The organism is Acidovorax temperans, from assembly GCF_006716905.1.
GTDB lineage: Bacteria > Pseudomonadota > Gammaproteobacteria > Burkholderiales > Burkholderiaceae_C > Acidovorax > Acidovorax temperans.
Genome location: NZ_VFPV01000001.1, coordinates 58,079 through 76,455 on the forward strand (window position 1 = coordinate 58,079; position 18,377 = coordinate 76,455).

The following is an 18,377-nucleotide window of genomic DNA, read 5'->3' on the forward strand; positions in this document are numbered from 1 at the left end:
CTGCCTTTCACCACAAGCGAGGTGCGGGGGCAAGGTCGCAAGTGTTGCGGGATGCGGATACGTGACGCAATAAAAGCTGCTAGCCAATTTCAGCGACCACAACGGCGGCCGGTTTGGGCTGCGTTGCATCGACATTCAATGCACCCGCAGCGTTGGCACACCGCTCAACAGCTCACCCTCCCGCCCAGTCCTGCGCAGGCGTGGCTGGCGTTAACGGAACGAGTGGTGGGGGCGGCGGAACCATCGGCGTGAACTGAACGGATGGCGCATCGTCGGTGGTCACCGGGGGCAAGGTGCCCGGTGGGAGCGCTGGTGGCGCTGGCGGCGCAGACCGCGACTCACCGCCGCCGAACAGCCCGCGAATCCAGTCACGCACGCTGTCCAGCGGTGCATCTGGCGGCGGCGGCAGCTCTACCGGCGCAAACTCATCCACAAACCTCTCGTTGCCATTGATCACCCTGGCGCGCAGCCCCTGTTGCACGAACTCGCCCACTATCGGCAATGCGCTGCGCGCACCCTGCCCCCAGTAGTCGCTGCGCAGTGTGATGCGGCCGTCGTTGAAGCCCGCCCAGGCGCCCGCCACCACGCGGGCGTTCATCAGGATGAACCAGCCGTCGGTGTTGTCCTGGGTGGTGCCGGTCTTGCCCGCCACATCGGCCTGGATGCCATAGCGCGAACGGATCGCCGTGGCCGTGCCCCGGTCTACCCCGCCGCGCATGGTGTTGCGCAGGGTCTGGGCGGCGCGGGCGTCAAACACGGGCTCGGGCGTGGACTGAGCAAATGTCTCCAGCACCTTGCCGTTTTTGTCTTCGATGCGGGTGATGAGCACAGGCTCGACGTAGCGGCCCAGGTTCACGATGCTGCAATAGGCCGCAATCATTTCCTTCAAGGTGACAGGACTCGTGCCCAGCGCCAGCGAGGGAACTTCTTCGAGCGGGGACTGCCGCACGCCCAGGGCGCGCGCCACCTCGGCCACGCGGGCGGGGCCCACCTGCTGCATCAGCTGCGCGGTGATGGTGTTTTTTGAGTAAGCAAGGCCATCGGCCAGTGTCATGGGTTCCTCGCTGGGCGCGCGGCCGTCGGTGGGCCGCCACACGCGGCCACCCCCCAGCGGAATTTCAACGGCCGAGTCCATCAGCGCATCGTTGGGTGATGCCCCCTGGGCAAAAGCGGCCCCGTACACAAAGGGCTTGAACGTGGAGCCTGGCTGGCGGCGCGCGGCCGCCACATGGTCGTACGGGTCAATGCCAAAGTCACGGCTGCCCACCCACGCCAGCACATGGCCGGTAACCGGGTCCTGCGCCAGAAAACCCGCCTGCACGCGCGTTTTTTCTCGGCGCAGCTTGAGCATGAAGCTGTCATCGGCCAGCAGGGTGTGCAGTGCTTCATCGGGCGGTGTGCCTTTTTCCTGCGCGGCGCGGTATTCGGCGCTCTCGCGCACCAGCGCCAGCACCAGCTCGTTGCCGGGGCCCCAGCCATCGCGGCGGGCCCACGCCTTGTCGGCAACCTCCTGCAACTGGCGCCCCTGGCGGGCCACGGCCTGGTTGGCATAGTTTTGCAGGCGCGAATCAATGGTGGAGCGAATCACCAGCCCGTCAGCATACAGGTTGTAGCCATTGGCGTCCGCCCAGCCGATGAGCTGCTTGCGCAACTGCATCGCAAAGTGCGGCGCCGGGCCCATCACCTCGGTCTGTCGCTCGAAGTTGACGCGCAGCGGGCGCTTTTTCAGGGCATCGAACTGCTTTTGCTCCAGCTTGCCGCGCTTGAGCATTTGCGACAGCACGGTGTTGCGCCGCGCCAGTGCGCGCTCGGGATTGAGCACCGGGTTGTAATAAGCCGTGCCCTTGAGCATGCCGATCAGCGTGGCGCTTTCCAGCACATTGAGCTTGTCGGCCGACTTGTCGAAATACGTGCGCGCGGCCATCTCGATACCAAACGCGTTGTAGAGAAACGGCACGGTGTTGAGATAGGTTTCAAGGATCTCGTCCTTGGAGTAGGTCGCCTCGATCTTCAGCGCCGTGATCGCCTCCTTGAGCTTGCGCGTGACGGTGCGCGAGCGGCCGATTTCCTCGGGGAAAAGGTTGCGCGCCAGCTGCTGCGTGATGGTCGAGCCGCCCTGCGGGTCGCCCCGCAGCGTGAGCAGCACCGACGACGCCGTGCGCCGCCAGTCCAGTCCGAAATGGTCGTAAAAGCGGTGGTCTTCGGTGGCGATGAGCGCGTTCACCACGTTCGGGGAAATCTGGTCAAGCGCCACCCACTCTCGGTTGGCCCAACGGTATTCGGCCAGCAGCTTGCCATCGGCCGACATGAGCTGCGCGGGCTGCTCGGTCTTGGCCTTGCGGATATCGCCAATGCCCGGGGTGAAGGGAACCAGCGCAACCGCATACAGCAGCAGTGCCAGCGGCAAGGCGGCGAGCAGCCACACCAGGCTGTGCAGCGACACCAGCCGTTCGGGCCGGCGCACCAGGCGGGCCAGCGCGGAGCGCAGCGCAACCCAGCGCACTGAAAGGGATTCAAAAAGCGACATGAGAACAGTATAAAAGCGCCGCTAGCGCTTATGTATCAAGCGGTACACGCTATTAATATAGGAGCATTAACCCATGAAGCGCCGCAGTTGCGGCATGCTGGCCTTGGCGGCGCGGCGGCCTTCTTCGATGGCCTCACTGGCGCGATGAAAATCCAGCAGCCCCAGGTTGGCCAGCGCAGGCGCCACCACCACCTCGGGCGGATCGCCGGCCATGCGGCTGCGGGTGATGCGCATCTGCATGATGGCAACGCTGGTCATCACCACGTCCAGCATTGACGGCACCCGCTGCACATCAGCCGCTGCGGGCTCGTCGGCGCGCCAGGGTGTGAGGCGCTGCATCCAGCCGCTGCTCTTGGGTGGCTCGGGCTCGGGCACCGCGTCGGAATCTGGTGCAGGCGTCTGCACCACGGCCAGCGGCTGCATGTGGCGGTGCAGGATGTCGGAGTTCAGGTCTACACCAATCACGATGTCCGCCCCCATGGCGCGCGCAAGCGACGTGGGCACGGGGTTGACGATGCCGCCATCCACCAGCAGCCGCCCGTCTGCTCGCGCCACGGGCGTGAACAGGCCCGGCAGCGCAATCGAGGCACGCACCGCGTCGGCGATGGAGCCATGGCGCAGCCACACTTCAGCGCCCGAATGCAGATCGGTGGCCACAGCCCCAAAAAGCATGGGCGACGATTCGATATTAAAGTCCGCGAAATTGCGGCGCCAGAAGGCAATCAGTTTTTCGCCCTTGAGCATGCCGCCCGTGAGGTTGAAGTCCATGAAGCCGAATACATCGCGCATGCCCAGGCCCTGCACCCAGTCGGCAAAACGCGCCAGCTCGCCCGCCGCGTAGGCGGCCCCCACCAGCGCGCCAATCGAAGAGCCGCAAACGATGTCGGGGCGCACGCCCTCCTCGTCGAGCACCTGCAGCACGCCGATATGCGCCCAGCCACGCGCCGAGCCGCTGCCTAATGCCAGCCCCAGCCGGGGTGTACGCCGCGACAACGCCATCAGGCCCCTTCTTGTGCGGCGGTGCCGCCTGTGTGCTGCAGCAGCGCCAGCATGCCCGCCTCGTCCAGCACGGGCACGCCCAGTTCCTGCGCTCTGGCCAGCTTGCTGCCCGCGTCTTCGCCAGCCACCACATAGCTGGTTTTTTTGCTGACCGAGCCGGCCACCTTGGCACCGGCGGCTTCGAGCAGGTCTTTGGCGGCGTCGCGGCTCAGGGTGGGCAGTGTGCCGGTGAGCACCACGGTTTTGCCCGCCAGCACCTGGGGGGCGCGCTCGGCCGGGGCGCCTTCGGGCCAAGTCACGCCGCAGGCGCGCAACTGCTCCACTACCTCGCGGTTGTGCGGTTGCTGAAAGAAGGTGTGCAGGCTTTGTGCGACCACGGGGCCCACATCGGGCACCTGCAGCAGCTGCTCGACGCTCGCATCCATGATGGCGTCCAGCGTGCCGAAGTGCCTTGCCAGGTCTTTGGCCGTGGCCTCGCCCACATGGCGCAGCCCCAGGCCGAACAGAAAACGCGGCAAGGTGGTCTGCTTGGATTTTTCGAGTGCGGCCAGCACGTTTTGCGCCGACTTTTCGGCCATGCGATCCAGCGCGATGAGGGATGTGAGGCCCAGCCGGTACAGGTCGGGCAGCGTGCGGATCACGTTGGCATCCACCAACTGGTCCACCAGCTTGTCGCCCAGGCCCTCGATGTCCATGGCGCGGCGGGCGGCAAAGTGCAGGATGGCTTCCTTGCGCTGCGCCGCGCAGAACAGGCCGCCCGTGCAGCGGTGGTTGGCCTCGCCCTTTTCGCGCACCACCTCGCTGCCGCAAATGGGGCACTGTCGCGGCATGCGGAAGTTCTTGACGTAGGCCGGGCGCGGGCCGGAAGCCATCACGCCCACCACCTCGGGAATCACATCGCCTGCGCGCCGCACAATCACCTGGTCGCCCACGCGCACGCCTTTTTTGCGGATTTCGAACAGGTTGTGCAACGTGGCATTGGTTACCGTGACGCCGCCCACAAACACGGGTGCCAAGCGCGCCACCGGCGTGAGCTTACCCGTGCGGCCCACCTGGATGTCGATACCTTCGACCTTGGTCGCCATCTCTTGCGCGGGGTACTTGTGCGCGACGGCCCAGCGCGGCTCACGGGTCTTGAAGCCCAGGTCGCGCTGCAACTGCAGCGAGTTGACCTTGTAGACCACGCCATCAATGTCGTAGGGCAGCGCATCGCGGCTGGCGCCCACCTGCTGGTGAAACGCTACCAATTCCGTAGCACCTCGCGCAATCTGCACCTGCGCTGCGACCGGAAAACCCCAAGATTTCAGGGTCTGCAGCATCTCGTAATGCGTGCGGAACACCGGCCCGCCTTCGGCTGGCGGCGTGATGGCGCCCAGGCCGTAGGCAAAAAAGCTCAGCGGGCGCTGGGCGGTGATGTTCGAATCGAGCTGGCGCACGGCCCCCGCTGCGGCGTTGCGCGGGTTCACAAAGGTCTTGCCGCCCTGCTCGCGCTGGCGTTCGTTGAGCGCATCAAAGTCGGCCCGGCGCATGTAGACCTCGCCACGCACTTCCAGCACTGGGGGTACGCCCTCAGGCAAGGTCAGCGGGATTTGCCGAATGGTGCGGATGTTGTGCGTCACGTCCTCGCCCACCTCGCCGTCGCCCCGCGTGGCGGCCTGCACCAGGCGGCCGCGCTCGTAGCGCAGACTCATGGCCAGGCCATCAAACTTGGGCTCGGCCACGTATTCGATGGCGGGGTCGGCCTCGGTCAGCCCCAGTTCGCGCCGCACGCGGGCGTCGAACGCTTGCGCGCCCGTGGCTTCGGTGTCGGTTTCGGTGTGGATGCTGAGCATGGGCACCACATGGCGCACCGGGGCCAGCCCTTCCATCACCGCGCCAATCACGCGCTGTGTGGGCGAATCCGGGGTGATGAGGTGCGGGTGCGCAGCTTCCAGCGCCTGCAGCTCGCGGAACACGCGGTCGTATTCGGCATCGGGCACGGTGGGCTCGTCCAGCACGTAATACTGGTGGGCCCACTGATTCAATTGGGCGCGCAAGGCGGCAGCTTTTGCTTCTAAATCGATAGCTGCTTGCGCTTTATTTTCGGGCGCTGGAGCCGAAAAAAGGTCTAAATTTTCGGTCATGGGTTGTGATCGGCATCGACAGACACGGGGCGCGTTGCCTGCAAAGGGCAAGGCTGGCGCCAGGAACACCGAGCAAAGGCCGCCCCGCAGAGAGGGCACCGTTCCCCGCAGGGGAGAAGACGCCGAAAACGGCTCAAAAGAGGCAGCACGTTCTAGCTAAACAGGCGCCGGGCCAGCACCGAACCGGCCGACAAATCACGCGCATCAAGCTGGTCATACAGCAGCTCCAGGTCGGCGGCAATCGGGTCCATGGCCATGGCGGGCAAGGGTTGGCCGTTCTGGTCGCACAGCACGCCGTCCATGGCTTCCGCCAGGGCAGCGCCCACTTCACGCAGGCGGGCAAAGGGCTGTTCGGTGCGGTGCACCTGGGCCACGTCCAGGCTCAGGCTGATGTCGCGGATGGCCGACTGCTCGGGGTCGTCGGCCAGGGCGGCCTGGGTGTCGTAGCCCAGGGTGAGCACGGGCGGCAGACCGGGTGCGCTGGCGGGCAGCACCAAACGGCCGGGCATGGCGCCCACCACAAAGCCCACGCGGGCGGCGTTTTGCAGCACGTAGCCGGGGCTCCAGGCGGCCTGACGGGCGCGCAGCACAAACAAAAGCTGCGCGTCGTGGTCACTGGCGAACTGGTCCAGCTCGCGGGCGCGGGCCACTTCCTGCAGCATGTCGGGGAAGTCTGGGGCGGCGTTGATGGCGTCGGCAAAGCCCTGCGCCTTCATCACGAATTCAGAGAACTCGATCTCGTTGAGCGCGCCCATGCGGTTGGCCAGTTGCACCCCGGCCTGGAAGCTGCGGTAGCGCTGGCCGGGTGCAGGGGTCTCCCACTGCTGGGTGGCGTCGTTCAGCCCTTCAATGGCAAAAGGCTTGCTGCCAGCGCGGCGCGTGGGTGGCAAGGCGGCCAGGGCCGCGTCGCCAGAGACAAGGCCTTCGGGCTGGATGGACGCGATCACATCGATCAGCGGGTCCAGCCCTGGGCGGCGTTCCAGGCTGTGCGTGGGCACCGGCATGCGCAGGGCATCGCCCGCATCCACCGTGTGTTCGTGCGGCTCTGCACCCTGATCCAGGTTCGCGTAGCTGGCGGCATCGCTCGGGCCCAGGTCGGCATCGAGCGAAGGCTCCTGGCGCAGGGTGGGTTCAAGCAAGGGATCGCCTGCGACGGGGGCCGGGCGGTCCGGGTCAGGGGGCAAGGCTTTTTTGGGAGCGTTGCGGTGCAGGATCCAGGCGTTGTAGGCCACGATGGCCGCCAGCACCAGCCCGCCGGTGATTGCCAGACTCAGTAACAGGGATGAGTTCATGGGGGGGGGTCAGTTCAAATCAAGCGTCGGCCATGGACAGGGCGGACTCCATGTCCACCGCCACGATGCGCGACACACCTTGTTCCTGCATGGTCACGCCGATCAGTTGCTCGGCCATTTCCATAGCGATCTTGTTGTGGCTGATGAACAGGAACTGGGTTTCCTTGCTCATACTGGCCACCAGCTTGGCGTAGCGCTCGGTGTTGGCGTCGTCCAGCGGCGCGTCCACCTCGTCCAGCAAGCAAAACGGCGCGGGGTTGAGCTGGAAGATCGCAAACACCAGCGCAATCGCCGTGAGTGCCTTCTCACCACCCGAGAGCAGGTGAATGGTCTGGTTCTTCTTGCCGGGTGGCTGCGCCATCACCTGCACGCCTGAATCCAGAATTTCGTCGCCGGTGATGATGAGCTTGGCCTGCCCGCCCCCGAACAACTCAGGGAACATGCGGCCAAAGTGCCCGTTCACCGTCTCAAACGTGCCCGAGAGCAGCTGGCGCGTTTCGCCGTCGATCTTGCGGATCGCGTCTTCCAGCGTGTTCATGGCCTCGGTCAAATCGGCGGTTTGCGCATCGAGGAACACCTTGCGTTCACGCGCCAGGTTCAGTTCATCGAGCGCGGCAAGGTTGACGGCGCCCAGCGCGGCAATTTCGCGGTGCAGGCGGTCAATTTCGCCCTGCAAGCCCTGCACGCGCACGTTGCCATCGGCAATGGATTTCTCCACGGCCTCCAGGTCGGCCTGCGCGTCGGTCAGCAGCGTGGTGTATTGCTCCAGGCCCAGGCGCGCGGCCTGTTCCTTGAGCTGGAATTCGGTGATGCGCTGGCGCAGCGGGTCCAGCGCCCGCTCCAGCTGCATACGGCGCTCGTCGCTGGCGCGCAGTTTGGCTGTCAGGTCGTCGTATTCGCTGCGCTGGGCTGCCAGAGCCTTTTCCCGGTCCATCTTCAAGTCCAGCGCCTGCTGCAAGCCGCCCTGCGCCGCGGCGTCTGACAGGCGTGCCAGCTCGTCGCGGGCGCGCTGCTGCTCGTCGGTGAGGGCCGTGGCCTGCTGGGTGGCGGTTTCGATGGAGCGGTTCAGCTCGGCGCGGCGGGCGTCCAGGCTGCGCTGCGAGAAGGTGGCTTCCTGCACCTGGCGCTCCAGCATGCGCTGCTGTTCGCGGCAGGCGTTGAGCTTTCGCTCGGTCTCGATCACGCGGTCGCCCAGCTGGGCTTCGCGCTCCTGGCTGTCGGCCAGTTGCATGTCCAGCTCTTCAAACCGGGCCTCGGCGGCCACGCGGCGCTCTTGCAGGTCGGCCAGTTGGGCCTCGACCTCACCCAGGTCGGCGTCAATCTGCTCGCTGCGCGCACGGGTCTGCTCGGCCAACTGGGTCAGGCGCAGGGTTTCCACCTGCAGCTCGTGGGCGCGGCTTTGGGCCTCGGTGGCTTCGCGGCGGGCGGCCACCAAGCGCTGCGAGGCGTCGGCATAAGCCGCTTCCGCGCGGACCAGCGCGGTGCGCGATTCGTCGGCAATCAGGGCCTGGGCGCGCAGTTCCTTTTCCAGGTGCTCAATCTCTTGCGCACGCGCCAGCAAGCCCGACTGTTCGGAGTCTTGCGCGTAAAAGCTCACACTGTGGCTGCTGACGGCGTGGCCCGTGGGCACGTAGATCACTTCGCCCGGCTGCAGGCTGGCGCGGCGGTTCAGGGCCTCGTCCAGCGTCTGGGCAATGCTGCAGCCCTGCAACCAGTCGGTCAGTACGGCGCGCAGGCTGGCGTCGTGGATGCGCAGCAGGTCTGCCAGCCGGGTGTGCGCGCCCGTGGGCTCAGGCACACCGGCAGCAGGGGCGCTGTAGAAAGCCAGACGCGCAGGCGGCGCATCGTTTTCGTTCGAGCCCAAGAAGCCGCGCACCATGTCGAGGCGCCCCACTTCCAGCGCGCCCAGGCGTTCGCGCAGGGCGGCTTCCAGCGCGTTTTCCCAGCCGGGTTCGATGTGGATGCGGCTCCACAGGCCCTGCATGCCATCCAGGCCGTGCTTGGCCAGCCAGGGGCGCAGCTTGCCGTCGGTCTTGACCTTTTCCTGCAGCGCCTTCAGGGCTTCCATGCGGGCCGACAGGTCGGTCTGTCGCGCACTTTCGGTGTTCACATCCTGCTGGCGGGCGCGGCGGTCTTCGTCCAACTGGGGCACGGTGTCTTGCAGCTCGGCCAGGCGGGCTTCGGTGGTTTCGGCCTGCTCTTGGGCGGCTTCGAGCTGGCTGCGCAGGTTGTTCAGGCGGGCTTCGTCGGGCGCGGCCAGAGCGTTGCGGTCAGCGCGCAGGCGCTCGTAGCGGGTGTCGAGCTGGCGGCTTTGTTCATCCAGGCTGCGCTGCTCGGCGGCCAGCACGCCAATTTGCTGCTGTACCTGCACCACACTGGCGCGCTGCTCGCTGGCGCGGGTCTGCGCCTGGCGCAGGGCGTCTTCCAGGTCGGGCAGCTGCATGGCCTGCTCTTCCAGCTGGGCGGCCAGCAACTCGGCGCGCTCTTCGGCATCCACACCCGCACCGGCCAGGTTTTCCAGCTCGATGTCGGCTTCTTCCTTGCGGGCCTGCCACTGGGCGATCTGCTCGGCCAGGGTGACGAGGCGCTGCTCCACGCGCACGCGGCCTTCCACCACATAGCGGATTTCGGCTTCGAGCCGCCCCACTTCGGCCGTGGCCTCGTACAGCTTGCCCTGGGCCTGGTTGACCTGGTCACCCGCCGCGTAGTGCGCCTGGCGGATGGTTTCCAAGTCAGACTCCACAGCGCGCAGGTCGGCCATGCGCGATTCCAGGTCGTTCACGGCCTGCAGGCCTTCCAGGCGCACCTTGGTCTGCTCGGCCTCGGCGTCGGCGCGCTTCAAGAACCACAGCTGGTGCTGCTTGAGGGTGGCGTCGGCGTTCAGCGCGTTGTACTTGGCGGCCACCTCGGCCTGCTTTTCCAGCTTTTCGAGGTTGGCGTTCAGCTCGCGCAAGATGTCTTCCACCCGCGTGAGGTTTTCGCGCGTGTCGGCCAGGCGGTTTTCGGTCTCGCGGCGACGCTCTTTGTATTTGGAGACCCCGGCCGCTTCTTCCAGGAACAGGCGCAACTCTTCAGGGCGCGACTCGATGATGCGGCTGATGGTGCCCTGGCCGATGATGGCGTAGGCCCGTGGCCCCAGGCCGGTGCCCAGAAACACGTCCTGCACGTCGCGGCGGCGCACGGGCTGGTTGTTCAGAAAGTAGCTGCTGGTGCCGTCGCGCGTGAGCACGCGGCGCACGGCCACCTCGCCATATTGGCCCCACTGGCCGCCTGCGCGGTGGTCGGAGTTGTCGAACACCAGCTCCACGCTGGCGCGGCTGGCCTGCTTGCGGGTGGTGGTGCCACTGAAGATCACGTCCTGCATGCTCTCGCCACGCAGCTCGCTGGCCTTGCTCTCGCCCAGCACCCAGCGCACCGCATCCATGATGTTGGATTTGCCGCAACCGTTCGGCCCCACCACGCCCACCAGTTGCCCAGGCAGCATGAAATTGGTGGGTTCAGCGAACGACTTGAAGCCGGAGAGCTTGATGGAGGTAAGACGCACGGGTCAGGCGGAGGGAGCGTGGAGCAAGGACAACAGCGAACAACAACGCAAATCGCCCAGGAAGCTGCAGGCGACCTGGGCAGGCCCGGATGATACCGCGCCCCAAGGGGCCGCCTGCCCCTGAGCGTGGCACCCGCCACCATGCCCGGCCCGCTCAATGCTGCGACGCAGCATGCTGGCGGCCAATATTCAGCCAAATTGGCCTCTGGCGCTTGACAGACAAGCGCCTCCAGCTATCAAAATATGAGCGTTTATCCAACCTACGATGGGCCACCGCTGCCCGAGGTTTCACCGCCCCGGCCAGCAAATCCCCTCGGGGGCACCAATAATTGCGGCTCGGCATTCATCTCAGCCCCTCTGTTCAGACCCGACACCGCCACCCCACGGCATGACACCCCTGCACACCCTCACACCCCAGCCCCGCGACCCCGCTGCCATGCTGGCCCAGACGCTGGCGCAGTGGAACCCCCACCAAGACCTCTGGCTGTTTGGCTACGGCTCGCTCATCTGGCGGCCCGACTTTGACTACGCCGAGCAGCGGCCCGCCAAAGTGCACGGCTGGCACCGGGCGCTGAAGATGTGGAGCCGCGTGAACCGGGGCACGCCCGAATGCCCCGGCCTGGTGTTTGCGCTGCTGACCGGCGGCAGCTGCCGGGGCATGGTGTTTCGCATCGAGCGGCAGCGGGTGCTGGACGTGATGCCCCCGCTGTGGGACCGCGAGATGGTCAACGCCGTGTACGACCCGCGCTGGCTGCCCTGCCAGACGCCCCACGGCACCGTGAGTGCGCTGGCGTTCACCCTGTCGCGCCGCAGCCCCAACCACACCGGCGTGCTGCCCGACCATGAATACACCCGCATCTTTGCCCAGGCCCGGGGGCGCTACGGCACCACGCACGACTACGCCAGGGCCACGCACGAGGGCTTGGTGAAGATGGGCATCCACGACCGGGCGCTGGCCCGCTTGCTGGCGCTGGCACCCAAACGGGATGATTGAGGCGGCGCCTGCCGGGTCGCCTAATGAAAATCCCGGCTGCTGTGCAGCGCCCCGCCCAGGCGGCCCAGCAGCGGGGTCAGGTCTTTGAAGCGCTGGGCGACCAGGTGGCGCACGGCGGGCACCCCAGGCGCTGCGCCCTGCCCCCCGGCCGATGGCGGCACCGGCCCGGTGGCGCACTGCCACAGGCCCTGCACGGCCAGCAGTTGTGATCTGAGCAGCGCATCGCGCCACGTCTCGATCAACCCCGGCCAGACGACGACGTTGACCGGGCCGGTTTCGTCCTCCAGCGTCACAAACATGGTGCCTTTGGCGGTGCCCGGCCGCTGGCGCACGGTGACGATGCCGCAGGCGCGCACGCTGCGGCCATGGGGCACGCTTTGCAACTGCAGGGCCGTGAGCAGCCGCCAGCGCGCCAGGCGCGGGCGCAGCAGGGCCAGTGGGTGGCGGCGCAAGGTCAGGCCCGTGGCGGCGTAGTCGAAGACGATTTCTTCGCCCTCGGGCGCCTGGGGCAGCTCCAGCGGCGCTTCGTTGACCGGGGCGTGGCGCAGCAGCGCAGGGGCGCGGTGCTGGGCGGCGGCGTCCCACATTTGCTGGCGACGGTGGCCCGACAAGGCGGCCAGCGCATCGGCAGCGGCCAGGGCCTGCAGGTCGTGCCGCTCCAGCCCGGCGCGCAGGGCCAGGTCTTCGGTGCTGGCAAAGCGGCACTGCGGCGCCTGTGCGCGGGCTTGCAGCAGGCGCTGCGCTGCATCGGTATGCAGCCCGCTGACCAGCCGCAGCCCCAGGCGCACCGCTGGCTGGGGCAAGGCGGCGGTGCGTACGCCGGGGATGGGCCGAGGGGGGTGCAGGGGCGCTAGTGGCCCTTCCAGCGTGCAATCCCAGTCGCTGTGGTTCACATCAATCGGCAGCACGCGCACACCGTGGCGGCGGGCGTCTTGCACCAGTTGCGACGGGCCATAAAACCCCATGGGCAAAGAGTTGAGCAGCGCGGCTAAAAAACACGCGGGCTCGTGGCACTTGAGCCAGCTGCTGCTGTAGGCCAGCAGCGCAAAGCTGTAGGCATGGCTTTCTGGAAAGCCGTATTCGCCAAAGCCCAGCATCTGCGCAAAGATGGCCTGGGCAAAGGGCAGCGCGTAGCCGTTGGCCACCATGCCGTCGATCAGGCGCTTTTCAAATTGGTGCACGCCGCCCGTGCGCTTCCAGGCGGCCATGGACCGGCGCAGCGCATCGGCCTCGGCGGCTGAGAATTTGGCCGCAATCATGGCGATCTGCATCACCTGTTCCTGAAAAATCGGCACGCCCCGCCTGCGCCGCTCGCGCGCCTGCAAATACGGGTGCACCATGCCGCCCTGGATGGGGCCGGGCCGCACGATGGCCACTTCCACCACCAGGTCGTAAAACACACGCGGCTGCAGGCGCGGCAGCATGCTCATCTGGGCGCGGCTTTCGATCTGGAACACGCCCACGGTGTCGGCAGCGCAGATCATGTCGTAGGTGTGCGGGTCTTCGGCGGGGATGTCGGCTAGCCGCCAGCGCTCACCGCGCAGCGCGGCGCGCAAATCCAGGCAGCGGCGCAGTGCGCTGAGCATGCCCAGCGCCAGCACGTCCACTTTCATCAGGCCCATCTCGTCCAGGTCGTCCTTTTCCCACTGGATGATGGAGCGGTCTGCCATGGCGGCGTTTTCAATCGGCACCAGCCGCGACAGCGGCCCCTGCGTAAGCACAAAGCCGCCCACATGCTGGCTCAAGTGGCGCGGAAAGCCGTGCAGCTCGCCCGCCAGTTCCAGCCACAGGCGGGCGGTGTGCGTCGCCAGGGGCTGGCCCAATGATTCGGCCAGGGCCTGCAGCTTGTGGCTGGCCAGGTCTTCGTCAAACCAGTGGTGCTCTTTGGCAAACGCGTCCACCACTGCGGGTGGCACGCCCAGGGCCTTGCCCACGTCACGCAGCACGCTGCGGGTGCGGTAGGTGGTGACCACGGCGGCAATAGCGGCACGGTCGCGTCCGTATTTGCTGTAGATGTACTGGATGACCTCTTCGCGCCTGTCGTGCTCAAAGTCCACATCAATGTCGGGCGGCTCTTGGCGCTCTTTGCTGATGAAGCGCTCAAACAGCAGGTGGGACCGGGTGGGGTCTACCTCGGTAATGCCCAGGCAAAAGCACACCGCAGAATTGGCCGCCGAGCCGCGCCCCTGGCACAAGATGCCCTGGCTGCGCGCATAGCGCACGATGTCGTGCACCGTCAGAAAGTACATCTCGTATTGGCAGTCGACAATCAGCGCCAGCTCACGCTGCAGCTGGGTGTGCACCGCAGGCGGCACCCCCTGCGGGTAGCGGCTGGCTGCGCCTTCGTAGGTGAGCCAGGCCAGGCCCTGGGCGGGTTTCATGCCGGGGGGCACGGCCTCTTGCGGGTATTGGTATTTGATTTCGTCCAGGGTGAAAGTGCAGCGCTGCGCAATCTGCACCGTGGCCTGCAGCAGCTCGGGCGGGTAGATGCCTGCCAGCCGCACGCGCTGCCGCAGGTGGCGCTCGGCATGCGGCTGCAGCGCAAAGCCGCATTGCGCCACCGGTAGCCCCAGGCGCACGGCGGTGATCACGTCCTGCAGCGGCTTGCGCGAGCGCACATGCATGTGCACATCGCCCGCGGCCACCAGCGGCACGCCCACCGCCGCACCCGCCTGCTGCAAGGTGGCCAGCCACAGGTCGTCGTCGGGCTCCAGCAGCAGCTCGGCCACCAGCCAAAAATCCAAGCCAAATTGGGCTCTAGCGCTTGTTAATAAAGCGCTAACAGCTACAAAATCAGTAGCGTTTTGTACCGTGCGCTCGGGCACCAGCAGCAGTTCGCAGCCTTGCAGCTGCTGCACATCGCTCAAAGGCCCCATCTGGTAACGGCCCTTGGCCGCACTGCGCCGCGCGGCGGTGATGAACTGGCACAGATTACCCCAGCCCTGCGCATTGCGCGCCAGCGCCACCAGCCGGAAGCCGGGGTACGCAAACTCGCTGCCCACAATGAGGTGCAGCCCCAGCGCCTTGGCACGCACATGGGCGCGCACCACACCTGCCACCGAGCATTCGTCCGTCAGCGCCAGTGCGCGGTAGCCCAGCGCGGCGGCGCGCTCCACCAGCTCGTGCGGGTGCGATGCGCCGCGCTGAAAGCTGAAGTTGGAGACGCAATGAAGCTCGGCATAGTCGGGCAGCGCCAGCGTGGTTTGGCGGGCGGGGGCGGTGCGGTCAGCCATAAATGCCGTGCAAAAACCAGCGGTGCTGCCGGGTGGGTGCGCCGCCTTCGGCGCTGGGCGGGGCCGATGGTGTCCGCTCGCGAAACACCCACACATGCCCGGCGCGCTCGTTGTGGGCCACAAAGTAGTCACGCACCACCAGGCCGGGGGTGGGGTCAGCACCGCAGGCATTGGGCTGCGATTCAGGGGCGTCGGCAGCTTCCCACCACGCGGCCTCCAGCCGGTGGGGGCCCGCCAGCAGGCGCAGCGGCCCCTGATAGCAAGGGCGGCTGCCCTGCACCGCCAGGGGTTGCGGCGGGCGCAGGAGCCAGGTGGGCCACAGGCTGGCGTCGGGCAAAACTTGAGATGCAGAGGCTTTGGCAAGGCCTGCCCCACCCGCTTGCAGCGCGTGGCTGGCGGGCTGCCAGTGCTGCATGCGTTCGGGCCGGTGGTCTGCCACCAGAGCCACGCCTTGCACCTGCTCGGGCCCCAGGCGGGCCGACAGGCGCTCTACCAGCTGGTGCCAGCTTTCGCTGCGAGCGTGGTCTTCGGCGCTGCGGCCCACCACGCCTGCAGGGGGGAGAAGGCTGGCGCTGGCCTGGGGCATGGGCACAGTTTGCAGGGCGCGCAGGGCAATCTGGTTGACGGGTGCGGCCAGCGGCGTGCGGGCCAGGTGCTCGGCCAGCAGGCGGCGCAGGTGGGCCAGGGCCTGCGTGGGCTGGGCGGTGCGCACGGGCAGCGCCTGCCAGGGGGGCACGGGCTTGCCGTCCACCTTGCGCAGGTCGTGGTGCCAGGCCAGTTCCAGCGCCAGCACGCCCTGCTGGCGCGCCTGCAGCCAGGCCTGCAGTGCTTGCAGCAAGGCGTGGGCCGACCACAGCAGCGCATCGGCCGAGGTGGCCAGCGCGGGCAGCTCGGCCGCCAGGGCGAAGGTTTCGGGCAGCTCCAGCCAGGTGTGCGTGTGGGGGGCATCGCCAAAGGCACAGTCCAGCGCATGCAAGGCCGCGGCGCCCAGCCGCCGCGCCACCCCATCGCGCGGCAAGGCGCGCAACTGGCCCCAGGTGTTGCAGCCCATGCGCGCCAGGCTGGCCACATGGGGGCGCAGCGCTGTCAGGGTGTGCAGGGGCAAATCGTGCGGCACGCGCCGGGGTGGGCGCAGCCCTGCCTGCTGCAGCCGCAGCAGTGCCAGGGCCTGGAACGATGTAGCGCCCTGGGCAAAAGGCGCGGGCGGTGGCTGTACACGGGGCGATGGAGACGCCAGCTCGGCCACTGGTGCAGGTTCGGGCGCAACGCCGGTTTCCATCGCAGGCGCACTGGCTTGCAGCTGGGCCAGCAGCGCCGCGCGGCCGCCCCACAGGCGCTTGTATCTTTAAACCAGACCAGCGCGGTAGAGTCTGAACGCCGTTGAGGCGGCCAGACCGGCCCGTGCAGTTTGGTAGGCGCTGGGGTGATAGAGCCCGTGACTGAGTACAGAACGCATGGCCGCCGCGCTGGTCTTCGTGAAGCCCGAACGGTTACGCGCGCCTTGATTGAGCGCGCATGCACAAGCAAGGGATCTGAAGATCATGTCTGTTACCTCAGTGACGGTGGGCATCGACGTGGCCAAGGCGCACGTGGATGTCTGTGTGCTGGGTGCCAAGAGCAGCGCCCAGCGGTTTGACAACGATGCCGAAGGCCACTCGGCGCTGGCGGCTGCCCTGCAGCCCCTGGACGTGGGTCTGGTGGTGATGGAGGCCACCGGCGGCTACGAGGCCGCGTTAGCGTGTGCCCTGCAGGCCACAGGCCTGCCCGTGGCGGTCATCAACCCGCGCCAGGCGCGCGACTTCGCCAAATCCATGGGACGCCTGGCCAAGACCGACGCGGTGGATGCGCGCACGCTGGCCGAGCTGGCAGCGGTGCTGCTGCGCCGCGACGATCTGCAGCGCTTCTTGCGCCCCCTGGCCGATGAGCGCCAGCAGTGGCTCGCGGCCCTGGTCACGCGCAGGCGCCAGTTGCTGACCATGCTCCATTCGGAGCGCCAACGGCTGCAGATCACGCCCAAGAAGCTGCACGCCAGCATCGAGGCCATCGAGGCGGCGATCAAGGCGCAGCTCGATGAGATCGAAGAGCAGATGGTCACGCATGTGCGCGAGCACTTTGGGGAGCTCGACACGCTGCTGCAGTCGGCTGCGGGAGTCGGCCCGGTGAGCAGTGCCACGATGATTGCCGAGCTGCCAGAGCTGGGCCGGCTGAACCGGCGCGAGATCGCTGCATTGGTGGGCGTGGCGCCCATGGCCAATGACTCCGGCGGCAGCAAGGGCAGGCGGCGCGTACAAGGCGGGCGCTTCGAGATCCGCCGCGTGCTGTACATGGCAACGCTCACGGCCACCCGCTACAACCCGGCCATCAAGGCCTTCTACGAGCGTCTGAAGGCCGCTGGCAAGTTGCCCAAGGTCGCCCTGGTCGCTTGCATGCGCAAGTTGCTCACCACGCTCAACGCCATGGTGCGCACTGGAAAACCTTGGGACAAGTCGCTTCATTGCGCTTGACTTCGAAGACGGTTACTCAGTCGTAGACACCTCCAGCAGCAGTGCCTCATCCACACGCGCCACCCTGGGGGTAAAGCGCAGCGCCCACCAGGCCTCGGCACCTTGTACCGTTTGCCATGTGGGCGTAGCACCGGGCACACCGCCCGACGGTGCGTGCGCGTGCAGGCTGGGCTCGGCACCCGCTGCCCCAGGGGCGTGGGCGCTGGGTGGGCGGGGTTCAACGGGTTGCGGGCACGGCCAGGCGATCCAGTGCATGTGCCACCCCCTTCCACCCACCGGCAGGCTCTTGCAAACCACCCAGCGCAGCGCCTCCCTCCCGCATCCCGAGCGCAGTGGCCAGCGCCAATGCGGGCAATGCCGCAGGCGCAGCAGAAACGGGCGATGACCGCACAGGCGTTACAGGCGCAACAGCGCCCTGCCCTCGCCGCTGCTGGCTGCGCAGGGCGCCTGCTGCCAGCACCTGCGCCAGCCGGGCGGAGCCCGCTGGCAACACCAAAGGCTGGGCCAGCGGCGGCCCCTTGCGCTTGAGCACCTGCACCCGCATGGCCAGGGGCTGGGTCACGTCTTCTTGCACCCACAGCCGCAGCGGCGCGGGCGATGCCTGCTGGCGCACCCCGGCGGGGCGAAACACCCACAGCAACTGCCCCATTTGGGCAGCCGCCAGGTGCAGGCGGCGCAGTTGCTCGGGCAGCGCCTGGGGCAGCCAGGCCACCACGGCCAGCACATCGCGGCAGCGCAGCGCCTGCTCGGCCGCCCACAGAGCGGCGGTGGCGGCTTTGCCTGTGGCTGCAGCCCCCGGCTGCACCTTGCACAGGCGCGCAGGCGGCAGCCCAGCGGCTTGCAAGGCAGGGGCAAAAGGCTCGAACGGCGGGGCGACCAGCACCACAGCCCCCGGCCGGGCCGCCGTGGCCTGCGCCAGCGCGGGCTGCAGCAGTTGCCAGGCATGGCGGCTGGGGTTGGGCTGCAGCACCTCGGTCAGCGCGCCAATGGGCCAGCCGCCACCGGGCAACTGCGCATCCAGCGCGCTGTGCCCCGTGGGCTGGGTGGGGGCCGAAGCGGCATCGCACAACTGGTGGCCCAGCCAAAGCCCCTGCAAATGCACTGGGGCTTTGGCTGGCGCATCGCGCGGGGGCGCAAAAGACAAGGCAGACATGGAGGAAG

The 18,377-nt window shown here is 67.5% G+C and carries 11 protein-coding genes; 2 read left to right on the forward strand and 9 right to left on the reverse strand.

Annotation, left to right across the window (positions count from 1 at the left end):
- Window positions 1–172: 172 nt before the first annotated feature.
- The 5 genes from BDD18_RS00310 to smc all read right to left on the reverse strand — a co-directional run bounded on the left by BDD18_RS00310 (window position 173) and on the right by smc (window position 10,485).
- Window positions 173–2,527 (reverse strand): penicillin-binding protein 1A, encoded by a 2,355-nt coding sequence (locus BDD18_RS00310; protein WP_142080724.1) that lies wholly within the window; start codon window positions 2,525–2,527, stop codon window positions 173–175.
- 66 nt (window positions 2,528–2,593) lie between these two features.
- The gene (locus BDD18_RS00315) at window positions 2,594–3,526 is read right to left on the reverse strand and encodes a patatin-like phospholipase family protein (RefSeq protein WP_142080726.1); all 933 of its coding nucleotides are present in this window, start codon (window positions 3,524–3,526) and stop codon (window positions 2,594–2,596) included.
- Window positions 3,526–5,649: an NAD-dependent DNA ligase LigA gene (gene ligA, locus BDD18_RS00320; protein WP_142080728.1), complete on the reverse strand. Its 2,124-nt coding sequence runs from the start codon at window positions 5,647–5,649 to the stop codon at window positions 3,526–3,528. The genes BDD18_RS00315 and ligA overlap by 1 nt, the downstream gene beginning before the upstream one ends.
- A 152-nt stretch (window positions 5,650–5,801) precedes the next feature.
- Complete coding sequence (locus tag BDD18_RS00325; RefSeq protein WP_066693838.1) at window positions 5,802–6,941, reverse strand: cell division protein FtsZ; 1,140 nt, start codon at window positions 6,939–6,941, stop codon at window positions 5,802–5,804.
- Between the two features lie 19 nt (window positions 6,942–6,960).
- Window positions 6,961–10,485, reverse strand: coding sequence for a chromosome segregation protein SMC (gene smc / locus BDD18_RS00330; RefSeq protein ID WP_142080729.1), 3,525 nt, complete (start codon window positions 10,483–10,485; stop codon window positions 6,961–6,963).
- Window positions 10,486–10,873: 388 nt separating this feature from the next.
- Between smc and BDD18_RS00335 the strand changes: the two genes are divergently transcribed.
- On the forward strand, window positions 10,874–11,479 hold the full coding sequence (locus tag BDD18_RS00335; RefSeq protein ID WP_244938950.1) for a gamma-glutamylcyclotransferase: 606 nt from the start codon (window positions 10,874–10,876) through the stop codon (window positions 11,477–11,479).
- 20 nt (window positions 11,480–11,499) lie between these two features.
- Here BDD18_RS00335 and BDD18_RS00340 read toward each other — a convergent pair whose 3' ends face one another.
- Window positions 11,500–14,712 (reverse strand): error-prone DNA polymerase, encoded by a 3,213-nt coding sequence (locus BDD18_RS00340; protein ID WP_142080731.1) that lies wholly within the window; start codon window positions 14,710–14,712, stop codon window positions 11,500–11,502.
- The gene (locus tag BDD18_RS00345; RefSeq protein WP_211360625.1) at window positions 14,705–15,991 is read right to left on the reverse strand and encodes a DNA polymerase Y subunit UmuC family protein; all 1,287 of its coding nucleotides are present in this window, start codon (window positions 15,989–15,991) and stop codon (window positions 14,705–14,707) included. Before BDD18_RS00345 ends, BDD18_RS00340 begins: the two co-directional genes overlap by 8 nt.
- 262 nt (window positions 15,992–16,253) lie before the next feature.
- On the opposite strand from BDD18_RS00345, the gene BDD18_RS00355 reads away from it, so the two are divergent.
- Complete coding sequence (locus tag BDD18_RS00355) at window positions 16,254–17,216, forward strand: IS110 family RNA-guided transposase (RefSeq protein WP_420837294.1); 963 nt, start codon at window positions 16,254–16,256, stop codon at window positions 17,214–17,216.
- Window positions 17,217–17,228: 12 nt separating this feature from the next.
- Here the strand turns inward: BDD18_RS00355 and BDD18_RS00360 are convergent, their stop codons facing one another.
- Together BDD18_RS00360 and imuA are read right to left on the reverse strand one after the other, a co-directional pair.
- The gene (locus tag BDD18_RS00360) at window positions 17,229–17,471 is read right to left on the reverse strand and encodes a hypothetical protein (protein WP_142080733.1); all 243 of its coding nucleotides are present in this window, start codon (window positions 17,469–17,471) and stop codon (window positions 17,229–17,231) included.
- Entirely contained in the window at window positions 17,434–18,369 is a 936-nt protein-coding gene (gene imuA / locus BDD18_RS00365; protein ID WP_142080735.1) for a translesion DNA synthesis-associated protein ImuA, read from the reverse strand. The genes BDD18_RS00360 and imuA overlap by 38 nt, the downstream gene beginning before the upstream one ends.
- Window positions 18,370–18,377 lie beyond the last annotated feature (8 nt).

What these genes read in the sequence shown, in the direction of transcription:
- BDD18_RS00310 (WP_142080724.1), bottom strand. Translation starts at nt 2,527, where the DNA reads ATGTCGCTTTTTGAATCCCTTTCAGTGCGCTGGGTTGCGCTGCGCTCC.
- BDD18_RS00315 (WP_142080726.1), bottom strand. Translation starts at nt 3,526, where the DNA reads ATGGCGTTGTCGCGGCGTACACCCCGGCTGGGGCTGGCATTAGGCAGC.
- ligA (WP_142080728.1), bottom strand. Translation starts at nt 5,649, where the DNA reads ATGACCGAAAATTTAGACCTTTTTTCGGCTCCAGCGCCCGAAAATAAA.
- BDD18_RS00325 (WP_066693838.1), bottom strand. Translation starts at nt 6,941, where the DNA reads ATGAACTCATCCCTGTTACTGAGTCTGGCAATCACCGGCGGGCTGGTG.
- BDD18_RS00335 (WP_244938950.1), top strand. Translation starts at nt 10,874, where the DNA reads ATGACACCCCTGCACACCCTCACACCCCAGCCCCGCGACCCCGCTGCC.
- BDD18_RS00340 (WP_142080731.1), bottom strand. Translation starts at nt 14,712, where the DNA reads ATGGCTGACCGCACCGCCCCCGCCCGCCAAACCACGCTGGCGCTGCCC.
- BDD18_RS00345 (WP_211360625.1), bottom strand. Translation starts at nt 15,991, where the DNA reads ATGGAAACCGGCGTTGCGCCCGAACCTGCACCAGTGGCCGAGCTGGCG.
- BDD18_RS00355 (WP_420837294.1), top strand. Translation starts at nt 16,254, where the DNA reads ATGTCTGTTACCTCAGTGACGGTGGGCATCGACGTGGCCAAGGCGCAC.
- BDD18_RS00360 (WP_142080733.1), bottom strand. Translation starts at nt 17,471, where the DNA reads ATGCACTGGATCGCCTGGCCGTGCCCGCAACCCGTTGAACCCCGCCCA.
- imuA (WP_142080735.1), bottom strand. Translation starts at nt 18,369, where the DNA reads ATGTCTGCCTTGTCTTTTGCGCCCCCGCGCGATGCGCCAGCCAAAGCC.